This is a genomic window from Pseudomonas helleri, from assembly GCF_009600315.1.
GTDB classification, from domain to species: Bacteria; Pseudomonadota; Gammaproteobacteria; order Pseudomonadales; family Pseudomonadaceae; genus Aquipseudomonas; species Aquipseudomonas helleri_A.
The window spans coordinates 19713-42549 of record NZ_WIWC01000015.1; the positions used below are offsets into that span (position 1 = coordinate 19713).

A 22837-nucleotide genomic window follows, 5' to 3' on the forward strand; every position below is an offset into this window, starting at 1 on the left:
ATTCCAGCGCCGCGCATAGTGCCCGCCTAGCCTCAATAGACGAAGGGATTTCACCGTGCGCTGGCTAAGGATCGCCATAGGTTTGATAGTCAGTCTTCTGACTGTTTTGCTCTGCTTAATGCCCATGCAGGCTGCTCAAGCCAGTAGTTGGGCAGTCTTCTCGGACCCGGCGGGCGATCTGCAGCTGAGCGACGTCCGCTCAGCACGATTTGCCAATCAGTTCAGCCCCATTGAACTTGAACACCTCACCGCCGCCAAACCTGGCGAGGCTCTGTGGCTAAGGTACAGACTCCAGCCCGACAAGCACGAACAAGTGCTGAGTGTGTTTGCACCTGATCTCTCGCATCTCGACCTGTACGTTCTGGATGATCAAAAAATAATCAGCCAGGTTAACACCGGTAACACGTTGCCCTTGTCCGCAAAACCGCTGTCCAGCAGCGACTACCTGCTGCCGTTACCACAAAGCAGCAAACCTCTGGATCTTTACCTGCGCTTGATCTCTGAACACCAATTGCGCCCGCACATTACCCTCAATACCGCAGTCGAACTTGCGGCCAATCAGGGCATGTCCCTGCTGTACGGAATGTTGCTTGGCTGCGTGGCAATGCTGGTGCTGCATAACCTCATTCGCTTTGCGTTCAGCCGCTCAATGTGCAGCCTGTGGCTCGCACTCTGCGAAGCCTTGCTACTGATCAGTTGCACCTTGTTTTTGAACGTTCTGGGGCCCTGGGTTCCTGAGTGGCTTGGCACCCAACCGTCAGGCGCTTACCTGGCTCTGATACTGACGGCGCCTTGCGGGCTGATGTACACCTACAGCTTTTTCTCGGCCAAGGGCCCGCATGCGCTACACAAACTGTTGTTATTGAACATTTTGATCGTCAGCCTCGGCTCCCTGCTTTTGCTGTTCATCGACACCCTGCCTTTGAACATTGTGACCTACAGCATGATCGGTCTAACCAGCTTGAGCATTCTGCTGGTATCGGCCTATCACTGGCATCAGGGATACCGCCCTGCGCGCCTGTTCGTGGTTGCCATGGTTATATTCAACATTGGCACCCTGATGATGCTGCCTGCATTGCTGGGCCTGACTTTGATCGCCCCGCAAGAACTGATTCTGGTACTGCTGGTGATTGTTTGTATCAGTGGCCTGTTGATGAGCATTGCGTTAAACGAACGCCATTACAGCATCGCCGAAGATCAATTCAGCATTAGCCGCGATCTGGCCGCCAGTAATGCTGAAGTGAACGCCAAAGCCGAGTTTCTGGCCAAGATCAGCCACGAAATCCGCACGCCCATGAACGGTGTGCTCGGGATGACCGAACTCCTGCTGGGGACTCCCCTGTCCGTTAAACAGCGCGACTATGTCCAAACCATCCACAGTGCGGGCAACGAACTACTGACCCTGATCAACGAAATCCTCGACATTTCAAAACTGGAATCAGGACAAATCGAATTAGACGACGTGCAGTTCGATCTCAATGCGCTGATCGAAGACTGCTTGAGTATTTTCCGCACCAAAGCAGAACAGCAGAACATCGAGCTCATCAGTTTCATTCAGCCCCAAGTGCCTCGGGTCATTAGCGGTGACCCCACGCGCTTGCGTCAGACCCTGCTCAGCCTGCTCGAAAGCGCTCTGAAGAAGACCGAAGATGGCGAAATTCTGATCGTCGTCGCGCTGGAGGAACGCTCAGGGCCGCCTCGTCTGCGCATCGCGATACAGGATTCCGGCCAACCTATTGATGAGCGGGAGCGTGAAGCCCTGTTGAATGCTGAACTGCACAGCAAGAACTTTCTGGCCGCCACCCGACTTGGCGGCCATTTGGGGCTGGTTATTGCCCGTCAACTGATCATGCTGATGGGGGGCGAGTTCGGCATCAAGACCGGCCAGAATAAAGGCACCAACCTGTGGCTGACGTTGCCCCTGGACCCACAGCATCTGGAACACCCGACTTCAGATCTGGACAGTCCGCTCAAGGGTGCCAGAGTACTGGTGGTGGACGACAACGACACCTGCCGCAAAGTGCTGGTGCAACAATGCACCGCATGGGGCCTGAATGTTAACGCGGCCGCCTCGGGCAAAGAGGCATTGGCCTTGTTACGCACTAAAGCCCACCTGAGAGACTACTTTGACATTGTGCTGCTGGATCAGAATATGCCTGGCATGACCGGCATGCAACTGGCAGCCAAGATCAAGGAAGACCCGAGCCTGAATCACGACATCTTGCTGGTCATGCTGACAGGCATCAGCAATGCACCCAGCAAGATCATTGCGCGCAATTGCGGCATCAAACGAATTCTGGCCAAGCCAGTAGCGGGCTACACGCTAAAGACCACCCTTGCCGATGAGTTGACTCAGCGCAACAAGGGCAATCCAGCGGCGCAAACTGTCGCCAATGGGCCCGCTGCACCTGTTACGGTCCCTGACGACTTCCGGATTTTAGTGGCCGAAGACAACAGTATTTCAACTAAAGTCATTCGCGGCATGCTGGGCAAGCTAAACCTGCAACCCGATACTGCCAGCAATGGCGAAGAGGCCCTGAGGGCCATGAAAGCCCAACGTTACGATCTGGTCTTAATGGACTGTGAAATGCCCGTGCTGGACGGTTTTTCAGCCACTGAACAAATGCGCGCCTGGGAAGTCAGCAATCAGCGAGTCCGCACGCCTGTGGTCGCGCTCACGGCTCACATTCTGGCCGAACATAAGGAACGGGCTCGTCAGGCAGGCATGGATGGGCACATGTCCAAGCCGGTAGAACTGTCACAATTGCGTGAGTTGGTTGAGTATTGGGTGGCCCAACGTGCGCTGCGTCAGCACAAAGAATCCACTTCCTAGTGTCTGTAGAGAGCGAGGCATAAGGCCGACAGAGTACGTTTGGCCTGATAGACTTTCGTCGCCTTCCTTCAATGTGAGCTCAAACCATGCTCCATGTGTTGTTCAGTGTGTACTTGAAGATGCTGGTGCTTTACAGCCCATTCTTCGTGCTTTCATGTTTTATCAGCCTGACCAGAGGCTACTCGCGTAAAGAGCGTCGGCATCTGGCATGGAAAGTAGCGCTGGCAACGTTAGTCTCCAGTGTATTGCTCTATCTGTTCGGGCGGGTCATTTTCAGCGTATTTGGCATCACCGTGGACGCCTTTCGAATTGGCGCTGGCAGTGTGTTGTTCATTTCAGCGCTGGGCATGGCTCAAGGTAAATCGGCGGTACAAATCGATAACGTCAATCAAGACGTCACCATCGTTCCTCTTACGATCCCGTTGACCGTCGGCCCGGGGACTATTGGTGCACTTCTGGTGATGGGCATTAGCCAGCCACACTGGGACGATAAACTGATGGCGATTATCAGCATTGCCCTCGCGAGCCTGACAGTAGGAGTAGTGCTTTACCTGTCTAACCGTATTGAGCGCATTCTTGGTGAGCAGGGCTTACAAATAGTCAGCCGCTTGATGGGCCTGTTTGTCTGCGCTCTGGCAGCACAAATTATTTTCACCGGGATCAGGGGATATATGGTGCCTTGATCCGCGCCTTGCAGTGTCGAGTCGGCACACCGCGCGCGCAGGGCTTTTAGCCAAAAGACAATGGCCCGCCAGGGCCATTGTTAATTTTTAATTGTTAAAAACACCGTTTAAATGTCAATAACGCTAATCATGTGTGCAGCCGCCTGACGTATTGCCTCGTATACCTGCGCTCGATGCCTGGCATAGATCGTCCTGTTCAACACAAAAGCACCGCCTTTAGCGTTCAAGTACACATCATGAGTACGTCCTCTTGCCCGCACCCTCTGGCAGCTCAGTGCTAAACCGCAAACAAACACGATCACATGCCCTTCTCGTGTCTTCTCACAAGGCACACATTGATAATGACGCGTCTGTGCGTTCTCTACCGGATGACGAAGATAGTTCAACGCGTCCTGCCTGATGGGCATTGCATCAAAAACTTCCCCCAATGACTGTGCGAGCCCTTGAGTGCTCTGGACGCCTGAAATTTCAACGGCATACTCCTCAACCTGACGAATATCGAGAACCAGTAAGGGCCGGTCAACGATATACGATTGCAGATTGAACCCGAGGGTCAGCAACGTACTTTGATAATGCGAAAGCCATGCGAACCCTTCAAACCCGCCGCTATCAGCACGCATCTCGGCATAGAGCAGACAGTCTTGAATATCTTGTTTATCTTCACCCGACAGGCCGCTCACGAATGAGACCCACGTCGCCCCTACTTTTATTGCATCCATGTAATGCTCCACCCTTTAAACGTTATCTATTCCACCGGTAACGCGGTTGAGGGGGAAACACTCCAGGGCATGACCAAGTCCGTCCGTTTATGGGTGAGCTTGTCGTTTATTGTGTCCCTCAAGTGTCTGTACACCGACTCATTGAGGCTATAGGTGTCACCCTGCACATCTACGCTGGTGTCAGGCGCAATAAGAACACTCTGGTTCAAGAAGTCCTCTGTCAGCACGGCGCGTGTAGAAAAACGCAACATCAACGTATGCAATAGCCAGTCTGAGTCGATCAGCGCCAACTTAATACACACCACCGACTCCTCGATAGCGGAGCAGTCGGGTGTTGAATCCTTCACCGGCTGAACACGACGTACAACATGCTCACGCCATACCTTTCGGGCCTTATCTGTGGGGGCAGAGAGTTGAAGATTTGAGGCCATATTTGAGAACGCGACACCAATCCGGAATTCAAATAGTCGGGCACTTTCACTCATCAACACATTGACGACATCCAACGTCTGAGCACCCTGTTGCTCGTTATACGATTGATGGAGTGTCGTCCATGACAAATCTGTCAGTACTGACTCATAAGCGTTTTCTCGCTCGGCGTATTGAGAGGCTAACGGAAATTTGAAACGGGCACTCAATTGCGCCAATAATAACGAACTGACGACGTCAGCTTGCCTCTGCAATGGAATCGCCACATCGGGCAAAGACGCTATGATTATTCCAGCATTAACTCTCATGTTTTCAGGAGCGATAGTCATGCACTAATCCCTTAGAAGCCCGAATTAAATTTCGATTCTTTCGATACGCTTTTTAGTCGTGTATGCCAATTTATCGCTGATGCTCTGACGAACGCCCGCATAGACTTTTTGGTTAAGCGTGGTGTTATTGGCCCCTGCATATAAACGGACGCTGTTACTGCTCCACTCCCAAAAAAGCACCTTGGTTATGCGTTTAGGTGAAGTTATATGGAAGGCCGATTTGATCATTACCACTTCACCATCCACCGTACCAATGCACGGCAAGATTTGAAAGTCGGCGCTCTCATTGCCACTCTCCTCGTTTTCAAACAGCGCCAGCGCTTTGGGGTTTTTTTGCAACGCCTTGAAGACCACGGCAACAATATCAAGCAAGACTTTATTGACGCCGATTACGCTAGATATGATTTCCAGCGCCACTTGATCCATGGTGAACTTTTGCTTTAATCCAGTGACCTCCTTTATAGAGTTATTAGTTGCTCCCCATCCACACAACGTCAGCACATCACTGTAAAAATCAAACCGCTCTTGTCTACGCTTTTTATCAGGAAAGGCCTTGTCCGTTGCCAATTGGGCAAATAACACACAATCCTGTACGTCCTGCTTCTGTTGAGGGGTCAAGCCACCCACAAAGGAAAGTACACTATTACCCGTCACCAACGCACTTTCACCTTTCTCGCTTTGATGAGTGTCTGCTGTACCTCTCAAAGACTGAATCCGCCATTGTGAACGGGTGGTCACATCGGACAGCTCCATACTTTCAATTGCTGCAATTCGTTCTTCATTACTAAGTTCGGCGCCAGTCATTTCAATAGTCATATCAAAACTCCACAGTTTTCGGATCAATATCAGCATCCATCGTCACCCGCCCATTGCGAGTAAAAGAAACACTAGATAATTATTCCGCAACCTTCCACTGCCCTTCTCAATCACTGACAACCATATAAAGTTACAGTTAAAACTTGATCAACCCAATCAAAACAGCCCAATTTTAAAAAAACAGTTACTTATCAACACTGCACTGACAAGATCACACCGCGCGCCAAATATAACTGAATGTATATAAAGAACATGAACATAAATTCTCGCCAAACAATACCCTTCAACCCCACGGGAAAAATTACATTTCTACATGCGAGGAAGATTTATCTGACGAAATTCAAATAAGGATACGGCGAACATTAGCAACTTGGGCTATGAAATGGCCCCATTGCGGAGCCATTCTTTCAATCAGGGTTTTTCACCGTACCAACGCGGCGTGTACACCCAGTCACGGCCATCGGCACGCGGGAAGGTGCAGGTGGTCGATGAACCAATCAATACCATAGTGCGCATATCGACTTGTTCCGGTGTTAACTCACCCAGTGTGGTCACGCGCAACGTCTGGCCCGGACGGCCAATATCGCGCCCCAGCACCACTGGCGTAGACGGCGTGCGGTGCCGGGCGACGATTTCCAGCGCAACACCCAATTGCCACGGACGCGATCGCGAGATGGGGTTGTAGAACGCCAACGCCAGATCCGCTTCTGCGGCCAGATCGAGGCGTTTTTCGATAATGCTCCACGGCTTGAGATTGTCTGACAGCGACATCACACAAAAATCGTGCCCCAACGGCGCACCCGCCTGAGCGGCAGTCGCCAGGGAAGCAGAAACGCCCGGCAGCATTTCCAGATCAACACTGTGCCATTGCGGGTTATCGGATTCATGCAAGGCTTCCAGCACGGCGGCTGCCATAGCGAAAACCCCAGGATCACCCGACGACACCACCACCACCGAACGCCCCATAGCCGCCAGTTCGAAGGCATGTCGCGCCCGCTGCATCTCTTCGCGGTTGTCCGTACAATGCATCACTTGATCATCGCGAAACGGGCCAGCCATGCGCACATAGGTCTCGTAGCCGAGAATGTCATTAGCCCGGGCCAGCTCGGCCTTGACCGCAGGCACCATTAATTCGGCAGCACCGGGGCCAAGGCCAATCACCGCCAGACGGCCCCGGGCACGGCCAATCTGCTGGACATCCACGGGCACGGATGCGACGCCAATGGCAAGGCTGCCACTTGCTTCACGCCATGCCACAGGCAGCTGCTCATCGGCCCCCACAAAACGTAACGGCACACCCAACTCGGCAGCCACTTCACGCAGCGCCACATTGGCCATCAGCGTATCGACGGCCACCACGCACGCTAACGACTGCCAAGCCAGATGCGCCGCCTGCAGAGCCTCGCGAATGGTGGATGCCAAAACAAGCTCGTTGACCTTCACCAACACCGTGCGCGGGTAAATAAGCAGTTCGTTTGCCGCGGGTTCACGGGTCGCACTGCTGACACAAATGGCCAGTCGTGCCTGCGGATTTTCAGGCAACTGTGCACGCGCCAACCACGGCGCATCACCTTCAATGCGTACTGGCTCACCGGCCAGCAGGTCTGAAACAAACCGTTTGCCCACCTCCAGATCGCCGAGAGCATAACCGCTGGGAGGATTGAGCAAACAGGTGCCAAAGCGCAACTCACCACTGGTGGTGATCGCTGGCGTAACTCCCAGTGCTGCGGCAATTTCGCGGGCCAGGTCATTGACCCCACCCAAGCCACCGAGCAAAGACACCACTGCGCTTGCGTCTTCTGCCACGGCCAGAACAGGCGGTTCGGCGCCCTTTTCCAACAGCAACGGGGCCAACGTGCGAATCACAATGCCGGCCGCGCATAACGCGATGATCGGCGTGTCTTGCTGATACAACTGACGCAACGTGGCAGCAAAATCGCTATACGTTTTGTCAGCGCCTTCAACACGGTGCTCAAGCCCATGGATCAACGCGTTTGGATAACGCTGTTGAATACGCTGGGCGGTGATCAGGCTGCCATTGCCCAAAATGACAATGGCCGGCGCAGCACGGCTCATCCTTGCCACCGTTCGCCGGGCACGATAATCAGCGAGAAATACGGCGACGACATGGGTTCAACCTCGTTGAACGGGACGATTTTCTGATTGCTCATGGTGGCGCGTTCCACATACAACGCGCGCTCGGCCAGGCCCAATTCGGTCAGCACTTCGCGCACTTTGTGAAAGTTGCGGCCCAATTTCATGATCACTGCGGCGTCCGCATCGGCCAGACGGCGCTTGAGCTCATCGTGTGGCAAAACACCCGATAGCACCGAAAGGCTCTGGTTGCGATAGACCAAGGGCACACCCAGCACGGAAGCGCCGCCCAGCATTGAGCACACGCCTGGCACGACTTGCGCCTCAAAGCGCTGCGCCAGACGGTCGTGCAAATACATGTAAGAACCGTAAAAGAACGGGTCGCCTTCGCAAATCACCGCCACATCACGCCCGGCCTGTAGGTGTGCCGCCACGTCTTGCGCCGCCTGATCGTAGAAGTCGCTAATGACTTGTTCGTACGACAGCGGTTCGGGCAGCACTTCGGTGGTCACTGGATACACCAGTGGCATCAAGTTCTGTGCGTCCTGCAAATGCGCTTCAATGATGCCGAAAGCGTTGCCTTTTTTGCCTTTGGCAACGAAATACGCCACCACCGGCGATTCACGCAGCAAGCGCAACGCTTTAACGGTAATCAGCTCCGGGTCACCGGGGCCGACACCCAGGCCAATCAAACGTCCTGGCTGGGTCATCATTCGATCTCCGTGGCCAAGGCATTGACGGCGGCAGCCGCCATGGCGCTGCCGCCACGACGACCTTGCATGATCACAAACGGCACACCACGGCTATCAGCCGCCAGCATCGCCTTGGACTCGGCAGCCCCGACAAAGCCTACCGGGAACCCCAGAATCAAGGCCGGTTTCGGCGCCCCTGCGTCGATCATTTCCAGCAGGTAGAACAAGGCCGTTGGCGCATTACCAATCACCACGACACTGCCTTCCAGGTACGGACGCCACAGCTCAAGCGCCACCGCCGAGCGGGTATTGCCCTTGTCCAGTGCCAACTGCGGCACGCCTTCTTCACGCAGGGTACAAATCACCGGGTTGTTGGCCGGCAAGCGTGTGCGGGTGACCCCTTCGCTGACCATCCGCGCATCGCACAAAATGGCAGCACCCGCCGCCAGCGCATCACGCCCAGCTTTGCCTGCACCCGGTGAAAAACGCAGGTCTTCGATAGCGTCCACCATGCCGCAGGCGTGAATCACGCGCACCGCGAGTTTTTCCAGATCTGCCGGAATGCTGTCGAGGTTAGCTTCGGCACGAATAATGGCGAACGAGTTGCGATAGATCTCTTGACCGTCGCGGATGTAATCAATCATCGGTGTTGCTCCGTTGGCGAGCTTCAAGCCAGGCGCCCGCCGCTTCAATAGTAAGGTTGCGCTCACGCAGAACGCCGAAACCGGACTGCTCTGGGGTGCATAAATAAAGGTCGTAGTGACCGGGCGCTACGGCCAGCAAGGTGACCGGCGCCACATGGGCCGCAGCGCAAGAACGCGAGCAGCCGGTCAGATGTACGCAGAGAGGTTGCGACAACAGGGCCGCGAGCTGACGTGCATCCTGCTTGGTGTCCGCCATACCCTTGGCACAAGCGCTGGAGCCCGTGCAGGCGATCATGTGTGCCAACGGGTTGTGCGCCTCACAGAGCAAACCCAGGGTCTGCAAGTGGCGCGTAACCGCAGGCGCATTCGCAGCACGTATATTGGGCAACAACACACTTTGCCACGGAGTAAACCGTAGGGTGCCATCGCCGTAATCGTGGGCGATTTGCGCAAGCCCTCTTAGCATGGCTGCGCTCAACCGCCCCAAAGGTGCGATTGCACCGACAGAGGCCATGCCCGCCTCACGTTGTGGATAAGTCCCCATAGGCAGAGCCTGTGAGCGGGCATCGCGACGCCATCGTGGGACGGGCGTAATGGACACGCTCAGACGCAGCGCCAGCTGTTCGACAAACGCCTCAACCGGCATGGTTTGGAGGAGATGGCGCATGCGAATGTGATCGGGCCGCGCCAGGTCAAGAAATAGCAGCAAGACCGCCAGGACCAACTCATGCCCCTGCTCAATGGGCACTGCCCCTAATGCCGGGCCTTGCGCTGGCGACCCGGCGAGGCCGAAGACCCAATGCATCTTTCCATCGTGTTGCATGGCACTGAGCCACAGGTCGTGATGATGCTCCAGCATCGCCAACGCTTCTGCGCCATCCAGTTGCAGCGCGAACTTTGCCGACAACTCGCTCAAGCGCGCAGTGCCTTCAAGGCTGGCAAGCAACTGACGAGCCAGTGGCCACGTGTCGATCAAGTGGTCACGATCAATGCCGGCAGAGGGACTGAGCATCAGATTGCGCACATCGTCACTGGCCGCGTTAGCCGGGCCAAGCCCGGCAGCCAGCAAGGGCGCGACCATTGCCGCATGGTCAGCAGCAGCGCCGCGAATGCCGCGAATCTGCAAATTGCTTCTATTGGTCGCCTCGATCACACCGCTGCCATAACGCAATGCAGCATCCGCCACGGCGTGCGCCTGTGCGGCTGTTACTGAGCCACCTGCCAATTTGACCCGGCATATCCCACCGTCCATTGCCTGCACGATGCGCAATAACCCCGGGCAAGCCGAGGGGCGCACGGGCATCGTGACAGGCGGTTCAGAGGGTAAGGTCAAAAGTCGATCCAAAGCAGGCAGTGAGCAATTGCAGGTGGCGCATTATGCCTGCTTTGGGCGACTGCATGAAAAGCTTGCCAGACGGAATGACACAGTCTAAGGGGCCATCTGAGGCAATACCGGCTGGATACGCCCCAACAGCATCATCAGCATGACCAGGGTATCGGCATTGGCCAGCATCAGTTCAACGCGTTTGCCCGGGTTATCGGTAAAAACTGTTCGAGCCTCTTCAAGTGTGTTCACTCCAGCAATTGTTTTAACTTTGGCCTTTGCAGGACCGCTGGGAAGATCAGTCCAGAGCAGCGTATCGGGGTCTAGTTGCTGAAACAGATTTGCTCTTGGCACACGGGGCGAATGGCAGCGCTGAACGGTTTCTATCAAGAATTTGAGGTAACGGCCAAAAGGTAGCCTGGTATCCATTAAATCGAGATACGGGAAACCAGGGTTCAAGTAATGAACATCTTCGGTATTCAATACCTGATGAGTCATTTCGTGCAGTAAAAAGCTGGCACGAAGCTGCCGATTGACTGGAAAAGGAGGGTTTGTTTGATGCATGTAAGGATGACTGACCGCGTAGTCACGTTCAAACAGGGTCTTGAAAAAAATATCGGTTAAATAAATGCGCTTTGACGTATCCCAGCGATTGATAAAAGCCGCTGCCTGCGAGCTGAATCGAGAGCGGCATAACACGTATTTACTTGAGGTCACGGGTGACAAATCAGGGTGCAGAAAGCGCGCAAGCATCGCATCCATCTGCTCTGTCAGGGTACTGCGCATGGCGGCGTCAAACTGAACAACATTGAAGAACGTGTTCAACAGCTGCCGGGTTTGCTGATTCTTCGCGCCTGGCTCATCGAGTGCGTGCAGTGCCTGGGTCGCTCGTTCCAGGTAGCCGATCGCCCATGCGTGAGCTTCACGAATCATCAGCGCCCTTTCAGGAAAACGTCGCTCAATACTGTCCATTCCAATGGCTTTGATTTCATAGGTCAGGCTATTGGACACCAACGTTCCGTAGCTCCCGATGGCAGAGTGAACAGGACCGCCACCCAGAAGGGGTTCGTTAATATCCACTTGCCACTGCTGATGGTCGTCAAGTGTGATCAACGGGCCGTCACGGTGTTCATCAAGAAAAATCCGCCAGCGATTGCGCCACGCTTGAATCCGAAATACCTGCGCACCCAACTGCACATACTTCAATTGCGTACGGCTATCGCTGTAAATCCGGGTTTCAGGATCTTGGACAAGATCTACCAACGAGACATCATTGGCCTGAAACGGCGCCAAGGCTTCTTGATGCTCTTGAAGCTGAAGATCGGACAGCGGGTGTGTGACAGAAGAAGGCGCACTTGCGAAACCATTTTCACTCAGCGCAAACCGGCTCTGAAGATTGGTGGCCAGCATCAAGAGGGCCATTGAGAACTGCCATACCGACTCTACCCAATGGCCCTTTTTCGCAGAAGCCTGCCCCTCACTTGCCAGTGCCAGACTCTGCCATACCACGAACGGTATGCTCAGCTTGCCGGGCACAAACATGATGGCTGTGTTAGCCAACAACGAAAGTAAATACTTGAACGACTCCCAGTCAGACTCTGCTGTTGTTTTCGACTGTGATGCTGCCATCTCCAGCAACAGTTGATAGTTGTCCTTGTACAGCGCAAGAAACAGGTTGCCCCGTATGGGGCGGCAGGCCAATGCCACCGGCACAGGGATTTGGGGCAGGTCCAGCAGCGTGGAGTTTACGTAATGCGGCAAATGCGGTTCGACAAAGCCACCGTTCGCGTAAGTTTTTCGTTCGAACTCGGGCAGTCGTTGTAGAACCAGCGCTTGCAAGGCTTCATTGTTCTGCAGGTCTGCCAACAACTGAGCTTCGCTCGGGTACTCCTTCAACGTGAAACGTTCGTTGTACATGACCCACAGCAGATGCGGCCCCACTTCACGCTCCTCGGGTCCGATGACATAAATGCCCGTGGCCAGATCGGGATCACGGCCGGAGTCAGCTATCAATTCCAACGGCCGGATAATGATTGATACTCCGTTGACCGGATCGCGGGCCAAACCATCCGGGCGATTGAGGAGGTGTTTGAGATACCCAAAGACCGTCGCCGTCAGTGAGCCTTCAAGCTTTTCTCTGAGCCCTTGCTCCAGCAGTTGCAGAGTCAACTGCTCGGTAAACTGTCGCTGACGAGCCTCGACTCCTTCATTGCCGGGTGCCAGATGCGTCGTCAGAAGCAACCTGTAGTTGCGGCCAATATCGAGTTTTCTGACCAGCGCCCGGATATAACGGACGTCCAGTGCGACCGGTAACGCCGTGTTAGTCGTTGGACGTAAAAATATCGACCCACCCTCAATGCGGTAAAAACTGTTCAACGCAAATTGAGTGAGTGTCTGAACCTTACGAGACGTGGCTGCGGGCAAAAATGACGGTGTATTACCTAACGCCACAGGCGCTGCCACATAGGTATCGATCACCACTTCAATCGCATCGGGTTGCAGTTCATACGCCGGAAAGTCGCTCGCCAGACGAGCCCGCAATTGGGCCCGAGCATAGTCGGTAATATCCGAAATACCGTGCAGATAGGAACCGTTGTCCTGCACTGCCATTTGATAGCGTTGCAGCAGATTGGCATAAGTGAGCTGGTCTGCTCGGGAGGCGCTTTTTAGCCAGACGGGCAACGCTGCCTCAAACTGCTGGGTGTCCGATGCTTCGCGCTGGCGAGCGAAGTTTATTCCCGCATGCCGCTCCACCAACAAAGTACGGACGCTGTTCTCAAAGCCTGCCGCAGACAGGTTGATGGCACGCGCTTGCGCGCAAATGTAGTCAACGTCAAGCAGCACTGTGTTGATTGCCGCGGTCTGGCACTGGTAGACAAAGTCCTGCTCGAACCGATCAAAATAAAACCATTGGTTTTGCCCTGCCTGCGCCCAATCATGACGGGCATCCAGATAGGCGGACACCAGTAATTGATCCTCGCAACTGACATTGACCAGGAAATCCCAGCGCAAGGTTTTGCTCATGAGTCTCGCTTCAAGCTGCGCTGTGCAGTCGTCCAGTGACTCGAAGCGTTCAAAGCCCGATACGGGTGTCCAGAGAATCGCTCGTCCGGCATTAGCCGACTCAAGCCCACCGCGCTGCGTAATCAACAGACAATGATTGACGCACACGGCACTCAAAGACGGACCCAGTGACAGGAACACCCCATAAACGTCTGGAATAAAGTGATTGATAGCTGGGCGCCGCTGGCTGTGCGGGTATGTCAGCACCGTGGTGATAACGGCTTTGTCGCTAACATCGAGGTGATTACCGCGAAAAGTCAGACGCATGTCTGCACGCAGCATGACTTGTCTGAGCGTCGTCAGGTGATTAGCCAGCGACTCATTGGTCCGTATCGACACATCGCCATAAAAAAATAGCGACACCTGCTGTTTGAACCCCGAAAAGAAATCCACTGCCAGTTGATCAAGGAGCGTCAGCAGCTTTGTTCCACCCAGTGTTTTCAGCGGTTTTATCTCATCGCTTAGCGCAGATTCGAAACCCGTTTCAATCAACGCCGGGTTATCTACTAGAGGTTTAGAAGTCGTCACGCGCTCCAGCAACGCATCGACCAGAGTCAATGTGCGGTTGGGCTCACGGACGATGGAGTGCTGATCCGTGTCGAAGATCTGTACCCGCATCTGTGCCACATTAATGAAGCGCCGCCCCTCTCGATTCAAAGCAATCGATAATTGATTGTGGGCATAGCTGTGCGCAGTGGGCCACCGCATCAGCAGGGCGTTGCGTTGCGCTTCAACGCTGAGCAACTTCAGGCTCAACAATTCGCTCAAGCCATTGGTATAGGGGCTCAGGGGCAAACCATTGCTGCCGGGCACAAAGCGGCTGTTCCATCGCCCTCGACTGTTGAGTAACAGCAAACCATGGTCGATCAGCTCACGCACATCTAGCGCATGATCGAGTGCTGCCAGCACGTCACGGCGCGCCAAGTATTGGTTATACATATAACTAAAGTCACGGGCCTGTTTGAGGCGTATGTCCAGTACACACTGAACAAAAATATCACCTTGCACATTCTCAATACTGAGCCGTGGTTCAGACATGCCGGCTAACAAGGCACGCTGATCCAGAGCGGCATGGCGCGCGATGACCTCAAATGTGGCGGGATTTCTTAACGGGGCCAGTACATAGTCTTTTAGACGCGCACGGGACATTATTTTTTTCAGCCCGATCGGAGCGCCAAACAAAAACCCCTCACGATCCTGCCCCGGAAAATAAATGTACAACAATGCGCACAGAAGCACCTCGCCCGCGTCCGGCTGAAACACCTGCAATCGTACGGCCTGCACTTGACTGGAGGTGCTCGTTGCAGAAACCAGCCGCTGTAAATCGCTGAACTGTTCTGCGCCTAGCTCACCCTCTAAACGGGCTTGCACCATGGCCTGAAAAAAGATGCCCCTTAATCGCGCTACACAATAGTCGTGCGGGCTAAGGCCCGGCGGTTGGGCATCGCGCCAATAATCCGCCAAAGCCTCGTTCATCTGCGCGGGAAACTGCCCTGTTACGGTACTCAACACCCGGGTGAAGCGGTATCGAAGCGCCTCGTTATCGTCTGTTTCCTGCCGAATGAAAGGGCCATAAAACGTGTGTTGATAGTCGGGGGGCAGCTGACCTTTAACGATAAATTCGAGCGCAAGGCTACTCAAGCTGGTGACACTCTCAATCATTTCATGTGAGTTTGCCGCTGGCTTATAACTGCGGACCCGAACGTTGTGCGCATCCAGTGCTTGCCCCTGGAATGCCTGTGCAAGGTGAATCTTCAATTGAGCATCAATGCAAGAGCGCAACGTTGGCACTGCCAAAATACTGGCCAGAGTTTCTTCCTGGCTTTGCAACAGAAAATCATGGATGAGCCGACTGCTTTCAATCACGGGCGAGGATGAATAGCGTTGGGTCATCAAACGAAGCTCGCCGGCTACAGCCATTGCCGGACGAGCATTCGGCGAAACAAAATGCAGCCACTGCACACGACTGAATGGGTCATCCAGTTGTTGTTCAAGGAAATACCGCAAAGCCTCTTCGTCATCAAAACGCTCAAAGCGCCCCCAGGCAGTAAATAAGAAAACCTGAGGCCCTGATGGTTTACGCAGGATAAAAGCACCGATCAAGTGTATCGGGCGAAACCCGTGCCGCGTTACACGCAGGCTGTAAGCCGATTGCCCCGGATCATCGACAATCGCTGTTTTTAACCAGACTGTTTCTTGAACAGTGATGGCACCTGATAACTCAGCAGCCGACAAACGGCTCAGGTAAGTGTTATGCAGTGAATGCGCTGCATAAAAGGGCTGTGCAATAGCGTTCATAACTTGTTCCTGACATGAGACAAGAACCCACGTCGGGTCCCGGCAAATGAACATGAAACTACTGCACCGTCTGCCGCTTAAGGCGCTACATACTTATGACTGACCTGCGCAGGTAATCGCAGCGCGCTATCATGCGCACTGTTTTTGCCTGTAAGCGCGGGCGAATGATTTTACGTCCAGCACGAGGAATGGCATGTCGCCCTGGCTAACAGTTATAGGTATCGGTGAAGACGGTTTCAGCGGTCTGGGTAAAAACGCGCGCCGCGCCTTACTGAGTGCAACGCAAGTAGTGGGCAGTCAGCGCCAGCTGGACCTGCTGCCTGCGTGCATTCGGGCCGAGCGTCGGACATGGCCAAGCCCGTTTTCGCTCGCGCCTGTGCTGGCGTTGCGCGGCGAGCCGGTGTGCGTGCTGGCCAGTGGCGACCCGATGCTGTACGGCGTCGGCGCCAGCCTGGCGCGGGTCGTGGCACCCAGCGAAATGCACGTACTGCCTTCGCCGTCATCCTTCTCGTTGGCCGCTGCACGACTGGGCTGGGCCTTGCAAGACGTGACCACCTTGTCCGTTGTCGCCCGCCCGGTTGCGGCGCTCAATGCACACTTGCACAACGGCGCTCGCTTGCTGGTGCTGAGCAACGACGCCAGCAGCCCGGCAACCATCGCTGCGTTATTGCGTGATCGCGGCTTTGGCCCCAGCCGTATGACCGTGCTGGAACACTTGGGTGGCCCGGCCGAGCGCCGCGTCGAAACCCGCGCAACGGAATGGCACGAGCTGCCCGTGGCCGATCTCAATCTAGTGGCCATAGACTGCCAAGCCGATGCCAGTGCCCAGCCCTTATCGCGCATCGGCGGCCTGCCAGACAGTGCGTTCAGACATGACGGCCAGTTGACCAAACGTGATGTGCGCGCCATCACCCTCGCCCGTCTCGCGCCCTTGCCCGGCCAACTGTTGTGGGATGTGGGCGCGGGCAGCGGCTCGATTGGCATTGAATGGATGCGCGCCTACCCCAACTGCCGCACGCTGGCGATTGAAGCCGACGCCGGGCGTCAGCAATTGATCGAACACAACCGCGATGCCTTGGGCGTTCCCGGTCTGCAATTAATTCGAGGCAAAGCCCCTCAAGCGTTGCAAGGGCTGGAACGTCCGGATGCCATCTTTATCGGCGGCGGAGTCACCTGCGAAGGCGTGCTCGACACCTGTTGGCAACAGCTCAAGCCCGGCGGTCGACTGGTGGCCAATGCTGTGACCCTGCAAAGTGAAATGCTGTTGATGAGCTGGCGCCAACGCCATGGCGGCGAGCTGACACGGGTGCATATCGCTCAGGCGCAGCCACTGGGCGAGTTCGACACCTGGCGCCAGGCGTTGCCCATTACCCTTTTAGACGTGACCAAGCCCCTTGATGCGTGAAGAAACCGCTGAACAACCCGCACCCCTTCGCAGCGGCCTGACCACCGGCAGCTGCGCCACGGCCACCAGCCTGGCGGCGGCGCGCCTGCTACTCAGTGGGGTGTGCCATGACGCGGTTGAAATCACGCTGCCCAAAGGCAAAAAGGTGCAGATGCGCCTGGAGTTCTGCCGCCTGCACGCAACCGGTGCAGAGGCTGGGACAATCAAGGACGCTGGCGACGACCCGGATGTGACCCACGGCGCGCTGCTCTTTTCCCGCGTGCGTTTGCGCCCGGAGCCCGGCGTCGGTTTTGTTGCCGGCCAAGGCGTCGGCACCGTCACCCGGCCGGGGCTGGTGCTGGCCGTGGGCGAACCGGCGATCAACCCGGTGCCGCGCAAGATGATCACTGAACACTTGCTGCAACTGGCCACGGAACACGGCTATAACGGCGGATTCGAGGTCACGGTCAATGTGCAGGATGGCGAAGCGTTGGCACTGAAAACCATGAACCCGCGATTGGGGATACTCGGCGGGTTGTCGATATTGGGCACCAGCGGCATCGTCCGGCCTTTTTCCTGCGCGGCGTATATCGCCTCGATCCATCAGGGCATCGATGTGGCCAAGACCAACGGCTACCTGCATATCGCCGCCTGCACCGGCAATGCCAGCGAAGACACCATGCGCCGGGTCTACAACCTTCCGGAAATTGCCCTGATCGAAATGGGCGACTTTGTGGGTGCGGTGCTCAAGCACCTGCGCAAAGTGCCTGTGGATAAGTTGAGCATTTGCGGCGGTTTCGGAAAGATCAGCAAACTGGCTGCTGGCCATATGGATTTGCACAGTCGGCATTCCAGCATCGATTTGCCACAACTGGCCGAGTGGGCGGCGGCCATTGGCGCAAGCTCCGAGCTGCAAGACGCCATCCGCCAAGCCAACACCAGCCAGCAGGCCTTGGCGATGGCCAGCGCGCAAGGCATTGCACTGGGCGATGCGGTGTGTCAACACGCGCTGGATTTCGCCCGCAGCGTGGTGCCCGCATCGGTGCAGGTTGAAGTCTTTGCCATCGACCGCCAAGGCGGGATTGTCGGCCACGCCGGAGCGTTTGCATGAAACGTATTTTATTGCTCGGCGGCGTGACCGAAGCCTTGGCCATTGCTCGAACGCTTGGCCCGCAGCATGTCTACAGCCTGGCGGGAGTCGGTCGCGTGCCGACCGATCTGCGCTGTAAAGTGCGTGTGGGCGGGTACGGGGGCGCCGAAGGGCTGGCACAGTACATCCGCGAACACGGCATCGACCTGTTGGTGGATGCGACCCACCCGTACGCGGCACAAATCAGCCGCAACGCCGCCCTCGCGGCGCAACTCAGCGGCGTTGCATGCTGGGCGCTACGCCGTCCGGCGTGGCAACCGCAAGCCACTGATGACTGGCGTGAAGTCGCCGACTGGGCGGCGCTGGTCAACGCGCTCAAGCCATTCAATCGTCCCCTGTTTACCTTGGGACGCGAGCCGCTGGAACACCTGCACGAAATTCCCGAAAGCCAGTTCTGGACCTTGCGCGCGCTGGACGTCTACCCCGGCAATGCCCGCTGTGAGGTAATCGGCGCACGCGGCCCGTTTGTGCTCGACGACGAACGTCGCCTCTTCGAAGAACGCAACATTGATGTATTGATCAGCAAAAACAGCGGCAGCAGCGCCACCGAGCCGAAACTGGAAGTGGCCCGCGAGCGGGGCATTGCGGTACTGGTGCTTAAACGACCTGAGCTGCCCAAGGTTGACCGGGAGTTTTATACGCCACACGCGTTGATCAACGAACTGAACAACCGATAGGGGGGGTTCACAAGAACCCATCGGCTATACTTGCGCGACATTTCGCCACACACATGGGCTTTTTACTTACACCGGTCATTCAGGCTAAATAGCCGCCTTGATCGCTCCACTCACGGAATTCGTCATGCCTGGACAACGGTTTGCATTTGCCTGGATCGCCTGCTTTGCAGTGCTGTTCAACATGCTCGCCATGTCGATGATGAACGGCTCGACGGCGCAAACCCGTGAAGGCCCGGTCGAACAATTTATGATGAGCAGCTTCTGCACATCAATGGGCACCAAAATGGTCGCTGTATCGCTGGGCACGTTCGAAGCCGGCGACACGCACAAAGACCCTCACTCAACCATGCAGCACTGTTGGTGCTGTTCAGGTTCAGCGCCTGTAGTGGCTTTGCCGGCGCATGTTCCCAAGCTGTATTTTGCAGCCATGGAACATGGCCATAGCCAGATCCCCGACCACCTCAAACGCCCAACCCCGCGCCAGCAATGGCCGAGCCTCAATCCCCGCGCCTCGCCTCTGGTCTGATTCCTCCTCGCAACCATTTTTGCGTTTTGAATCGTTCTGGAGAATGACCATGTTGAACCTGTCGATGTTCAAGCACGCTGCTCTCGCAGCGGCTTTGCTGATGCCTGCCTGTTTCGCCTATGCCCATCAATACAAAATTGCCGATATTGAGATCGCCCACCCGTGGTCGCAAGAGCTACCGCCTAACGCCCCGACCGTGGCCGCGTATTTCGTGATTCACAATGCTGGCAGTACTGCCGACCGTCTGCTTGGCGTCGATACGCCGATTGCCGAAAGCGCCCAGTTGCACCAGCACCTGATGGAAGGCGATGTCATGAAGATGCAACCGGTGCCCAGTGTGGACATTGCCCCCGGCGCCACTGTGACGTTTGCGCCGATGGCCTACCACGTGATGCTGGTTGGCCTCAAAGATCGCAGCTTGCTGCAGGACGGAAAGCGTTTCCCGATGAACTTGCGCTTTGAAAAAGCGGGCACCGTGATTGTTGACGTCAAGGTGCAAAAGCAACCGCCTGCCGACACGATGGACCATACCCACGCTCACTGACGACCAAAGCGTCTGTAGCTGATGCGCGCTCATCGCGCCAGGCACACCCTGCCGTCCGCTCGCGGCAGTTGGTTGAGCCTGTTCGCCATGCTGATGATCTTTATCGGCCCGCTGATTTCCCAAGCGGTGCCGATGGATCATCACGCGTCCATGAACATGCCAATGGGCATGGACATGCCTGCGCATCACGAACATGCAGCGCCCGACGCCCCAGCGACCGGTCATCACGCACTCTGGGAAAAATGCGGCTATTGCACCCTGCTGTTCAGCTGCCCTGCGCTGCCCGGCACCCCAGCCCTGCCCCTCTATAGCGCACCAACCCATAGCTATTACCTGGCCGCCAACCCACGCTTGGGCCACGCCCGACAACCGGTATTCCCCGGCGCTCGCACCCGCGCGCCGCCTGCATTCCTCTAGCACCGACACAACTCTAAGCCCCCGGTCCATTTGCAGGCTCCTGCCGATGCAGACCGCGTTGTATTCGCTTGAATAGTGGAATGTTTATGTCCCGTTTTACTGCTGCCTCCCGTTTGCCTCACACCCCGACGGCTTGGCCCTTTACCCTCAGCGCTTTGTGCTGCGCGCTACTCAGCCCCGCGACATTGGCCGCCGAACTGAGCCCTACGGTGATTACTGCCATTGCTCCCAGCTCCCCGCTGACCATCGTCACCAACCCTAAAGACCCACGCCAGCCGGTACCAGCCAGCGATGGCGGCGATTACTTGAAGACCATTCCCGGCTTCGCCCTGATCCGTAATGGCGGCACCAACGGCGACCCGGTGTTGCGTGGCATGTTTGGCTCGCGCCTGAACATCCTCACCAATGGCGGCATGATGCTCGGCGCTTGCCCCGGCCGCATGGATGCACCCACGTCCTACATTTCGCCGGAAACCTACGACAAACTCACCGTCATTAAAGGCCCGCAAACAGTGCTATGGGGCCCGGGTGCATCGGCCGGCACTGTCCTGTTCGAGCGTGAACCCGAGCACTTTGGCGAATTGGGCACACGGGTCAATGCCAGCCTGTTGGCCGGTTCCAATGGCCGCTTTGACAAGACCCTCGATGCCGCTGCCGGTGGGCCGTTGGGCTATGTGCGGGTGATTGGCAACACGGCCCATGCCGATGACTACAAAGACGGAAACGGCAACACCGTGCCGTCGCGTTACGACAAATGGAATGGTGATGTCGCACTCGGCTGGACGCCGGATGCTGACACGCTGCTTGAACTCACAGCCGGCAAGGGCGATGGCGAAGCACGCTCGGCCGGTCGTGGCATGGACGGCAGCCAGTACAAGCGCGAAAGCCTGGGCCTGCGCTTTGAAAAATCCAATATCGGCGACGTTCTCGACAAGATCGAAGCGCAGGTCTACTACAACTACGCCGACCATGTGATGGACAACTACACCCTGCGCACCCCGTCGGGCACCGGCATGATGGCCGGCCCCATGGCCAGCAACGTAGACCGTCGCACCATTGGCGCACGCATCAAGGCCACGTGGCTCTGGGCTGACTATCAATTGATCAGCGGCATTGACGCGCAGACCAACGAGCACCGCAAGCGCTCAGGCATGGGCATCGACACCTACAAGGATCAGAACTGGAGTAAAGATGCCGACTTCCACAACTACGGCGCCTTCAGCGAACTGACCTGGTTCGCCGCCGACCGCGACCGCGTGATTGCGGGGGCACGCCTGGACCGTGCATCCGCCAAGGATTACCGGGCCCGGATCGGCTCGGGGATGATGAGCAAGCCCAACCCGACCCTCGACAAAACCCGCGCCGACACCCTGCCCAGCGGCTTTGTGCGATACGAACACGACATGGCCGACAGCCCGACCACACTGTATGCAGGCGTGGGGCACGCCGAACGCTTCCCGGATTATTGGGAGCTGTTTTCACCCACCTCAGGCCCGGCCGGTTCGGTGAACGCGTTCGATGCAATCAAGCCTGAGAAAACCACCCAGCTCGACATGGGCCTGCAATACAAAACTGTGGAAATGGAAGCTTGGGCATCGGCCTACATCGGCGTCGTCCATGACTATATTTTGTTCGACTACGCCCCCGGCTACTCTCAAGCCCAAAACATCAATGCCCGGATCATGGGCGGCGAACTGGGGGCGGCCTACCAACTGACTCCCAACTGGAAAGCCGACGCGACACTGGCTTATGCCTGGGGCAAGAACACCTCAGATGGCAAAGCGCTGCCACAAATGCCGCCGCTGGACACCCGTTTAGGCCTCACCTATAGCGAAGACAACTGGAGTGCAGGCGCACTGTGGCGGGTGGTAGCGCAGCAAGACCGTATTGATCGCAATAAAGGCAACGTGGTGGGCAAAGACTTCGACAAGAGCGCAGGTTTTGGCGTGTTTTCGTTAAACGGGGCTTACCGCATTAACAAAAACCTCAAGGTCAGTGCCGGTGTGGACAATTTGCTGGATAAAAACTATAGCGAGCATTTGAACATGGCGGGCAATGCCGGTTACGGCTACCCGGCCAACGACCCGACGCCCATCAACGAACCGGGCCGTACGTTATGGACAAAGGTTGATGTGAGTTTCTGATAAACCGCTTGCCCTCACCCCAACCCTATCGGCCGCGCACGGCCAGTCCCCTCTCCATCTGGGAGAGGGCT

Annotated in this window: 17 protein-coding genes; 9 read left to right on the top strand and 8 right to left on the bottom strand. The window is 56.2% G+C overall.

What is annotated here, in order from left to right:
* The first annotated feature begins 55 nt into the window (after positions 1–55).
* A complete protein-coding gene (locus tag GHN86_RS11380) occupies positions 56–2833 on the top strand; it encodes a hybrid sensor histidine kinase/response regulator (RefSeq protein WP_323369968.1) in 2778 nt (925 codons plus the stop codon).
* Positions 2834–2919: 86 nt separating this feature from the next.
* Positions 2920–3516 carry a MarC family protein gene (locus GHN86_RS11385; protein ID WP_153381873.1) on the top strand — a complete coding sequence of 199 codons (597 nt, stop codon included), beginning with the start codon at positions 2920–2922 and terminating at the stop codon, positions 3514–3516.
* 107 nt (positions 3517–3623) lie between these two features.
* Here GHN86_RS11385 and GHN86_RS11390 read toward each other — a convergent pair whose 3' ends face one another.
* From GHN86_RS11390 to GHN86_RS11425, 8 genes are all read right to left on the bottom strand, one after another.
* Positions 3624–4235 (bottom strand): hypothetical protein, encoded by a 612-nt coding sequence (locus GHN86_RS11390; RefSeq protein WP_153381875.1) that lies wholly within the window; start codon positions 4233–4235, stop codon positions 3624–3626.
* Positions 4236–4261: 26 nt separating this feature from the next.
* A complete protein-coding gene (locus tag GHN86_RS11395; RefSeq protein ID WP_153381877.1) occupies positions 4262–4993 on the bottom strand; it encodes a hypothetical protein in 732 nt (243 codons plus the stop codon).
* Between the two features lie 24 nt (positions 4994–5017).
* Entirely contained in the window at positions 5018–5809 is a 792-nt protein-coding gene (locus GHN86_RS11400) for a hypothetical protein (protein WP_153386609.1), read from the bottom strand.
* A 411-nt stretch (positions 5810–6220) separates the two neighbouring features.
* Positions 6221–7885, bottom strand: a complete 1665-nt coding sequence (gene cobJ, locus GHN86_RS11405; protein ID WP_153386611.1) for a precorrin-3B C(17)-methyltransferase — start codon at positions 7883–7885, stop codon at positions 6221–6223.
* Entirely contained in the window at positions 7882–8616 is a 735-nt protein-coding gene (locus tag GHN86_RS11410; protein ID WP_194286275.1) for a precorrin-2 C(20)-methyltransferase, read from the bottom strand. The genes cobJ and GHN86_RS11410 overlap by 4 nt, the downstream gene beginning before the upstream one ends.
* Entirely contained in the window at positions 8613–9239 is a 627-nt protein-coding gene (locus GHN86_RS11415) for a precorrin-8X methylmutase (protein ID WP_153381883.1), read from the bottom strand. Before GHN86_RS11415 ends, GHN86_RS11410 begins: the two co-directional genes overlap by 4 nt.
* A complete protein-coding gene (cobG, locus tag GHN86_RS11420) occupies positions 9232–10542 on the bottom strand; it encodes a precorrin-3B synthase (RefSeq protein WP_153386634.1) in 1311 nt (436 codons plus the stop codon). Before cobG ends, GHN86_RS11415 begins: the two co-directional genes overlap by 8 nt.
* Positions 10543–10668: 126 nt before the next feature.
* Positions 10669–15924, bottom strand: a complete 5256-nt coding sequence (locus tag GHN86_RS11425) for a dermonecrotic toxin domain-containing protein (protein ID WP_153386613.1) — start codon at positions 15922–15924, stop codon at positions 10669–10671.
* A 193-nt stretch (positions 15925–16117) separates the two neighbouring features.
* Here GHN86_RS11425 and cbiE point away from each other — a divergent pair, with 193 nt between their 5' ends.
* From cbiE to GHN86_RS11460, 7 genes are all read left to right on the top strand, one after another.
* Entirely contained in the window at positions 16118–17329 is a 1212-nt protein-coding gene (gene cbiE, locus GHN86_RS11430) for a precorrin-6y C5,15-methyltransferase (decarboxylating) subunit CbiE (RefSeq protein WP_153386615.1), read from the top strand.
* Positions 17322–18419 (top strand): cobalt-precorrin-5B (C(1))-methyltransferase, encoded by a 1098-nt coding sequence (locus GHN86_RS11435; protein WP_153386617.1) that lies wholly within the window; start codon positions 17322–17324, stop codon positions 18417–18419. Before cbiE ends, GHN86_RS11435 begins: the two co-directional genes overlap by 8 nt.
* Positions 18416–19135: a cobalt-precorrin-6A reductase gene (locus GHN86_RS11440; protein WP_153380751.1), complete on the top strand. Its 720-nt coding sequence runs from the start codon at positions 18416–18418 to the stop codon at positions 19133–19135. Before GHN86_RS11435 ends, GHN86_RS11440 begins: the two co-directional genes overlap by 4 nt.
* A gap of 124 nt (positions 19136–19259) precedes the next feature.
* Complete coding sequence (locus GHN86_RS11445; protein WP_153380749.1) at positions 19260–19661, top strand: DUF2946 domain-containing protein; 402 nt, start codon at positions 19260–19262, stop codon at positions 19659–19661.
* 64 nt (positions 19662–19725) lie between these two features.
* Positions 19726–20205 (top strand): copper chaperone PCu(A)C, encoded by a 480-nt coding sequence (locus GHN86_RS11450; RefSeq protein WP_397463013.1) that lies wholly within the window; start codon positions 19726–19728, stop codon positions 20203–20205.
* 21 nt (positions 20206–20226) lie between these two features.
* Positions 20227–20622, top strand: coding sequence for a DUF2946 domain-containing protein (locus GHN86_RS11455; protein ID WP_194286255.1), 396 nt, complete (start codon positions 20227–20229; stop codon positions 20620–20622).
* Between the two features lie 86 nt (positions 20623–20708).
* On the top strand, positions 20709–22766 hold the full coding sequence (locus tag GHN86_RS11460) for a TonB-dependent copper receptor (RefSeq protein ID WP_194286549.1): 2058 nt from the start codon (positions 20709–20711) through the stop codon (positions 22764–22766).
* The last annotated feature ends 71 nt before the right edge of the window (positions 22767–22837 follow it).

Bases quoted from the DNA above. Each gene is read 5' to 3' on its own strand.
- GHN86_RS11455 (WP_194286255.1), top strand. From the start codon at position 20,227: ATGCGCGCTCATCGCGCCAGGCACACCCTGCCGTCCGCTCGCGGCAGT.
- GHN86_RS11395 (WP_153381877.1), bottom strand. From the start codon at position 4,993: ATGACTATCGCTCCTGAAAACATGAGAGTTAATGCTGGAATAATCATA.
- GHN86_RS11450 (WP_397463013.1), top strand. From the start codon at position 19,726: ATGTTCAAGCACGCTGCTCTCGCAGCGGCTTTGCTGATGCCTGCCTGT.
- GHN86_RS11415 (WP_153381883.1), bottom strand. From the start codon at position 9,239: ATGATTGATTACATCCGCGACGGTCAAGAGATCTATCGCAACTCGTTC.
- GHN86_RS11445 (WP_153380749.1), top strand. From the start codon at position 19,260: ATGCCTGGACAACGGTTTGCATTTGCCTGGATCGCCTGCTTTGCAGTG.
- GHN86_RS11385 (WP_153381873.1), top strand. From the start codon at position 2,920: ATGCTCCATGTGTTGTTCAGTGTGTACTTGAAGATGCTGGTGCTTTAC.
- GHN86_RS11390 (WP_153381875.1), bottom strand. From the start codon at position 4,235: ATGGATGCAATAAAAGTAGGGGCGACGTGGGTCTCATTCGTGAGCGGC.
- GHN86_RS11410 (WP_194286275.1), bottom strand. From the start codon at position 8,616: ATGATGACCCAGCCAGGACGTTTGATTGGCCTGGGTGTCGGCCCCGGT.
- GHN86_RS11460 (WP_194286549.1), top strand. From the start codon at position 20,709: ATGTCCCGTTTTACTGCTGCCTCCCGTTTGCCTCACACCCCGACGGCT.
- GHN86_RS11425 (WP_153386613.1), bottom strand. From the start codon at position 15,924: ATGAACGCTATTGCACAGCCCTTTTATGCAGCGCATTCACTGCATAAC.
- GHN86_RS11435 (WP_153386617.1), top strand. From the start codon at position 17,322: ATGCGTGAAGAAACCGCTGAACAACCCGCACCCCTTCGCAGCGGCCTG.
- cbiE (WP_153386615.1), top strand. From the start codon at position 16,118: ATGTCGCCCTGGCTAACAGTTATAGGTATCGGTGAAGACGGTTTCAGC.
- GHN86_RS11440 (WP_153380751.1), top strand. From the start codon at position 18,416: ATGAAACGTATTTTATTGCTCGGCGGCGTGACCGAAGCCTTGGCCATT.
- cobG (WP_153386634.1), bottom strand. From the start codon at position 10,542: ATGCCCGTGCGCCCCTCGGCTTGCCCGGGGTTATTGCGCATCGTGCAG.
- GHN86_RS11400 (WP_153386609.1), bottom strand. From the start codon at position 5,809: ATGACTATTGAAATGACTGGCGCCGAACTTAGTAATGAAGAACGAATT.
- cobJ (WP_153386611.1), bottom strand. From the start codon at position 7,885: ATGAGCCGTGCTGCGCCGGCCATTGTCATTTTGGGCAATGGCAGCCTG.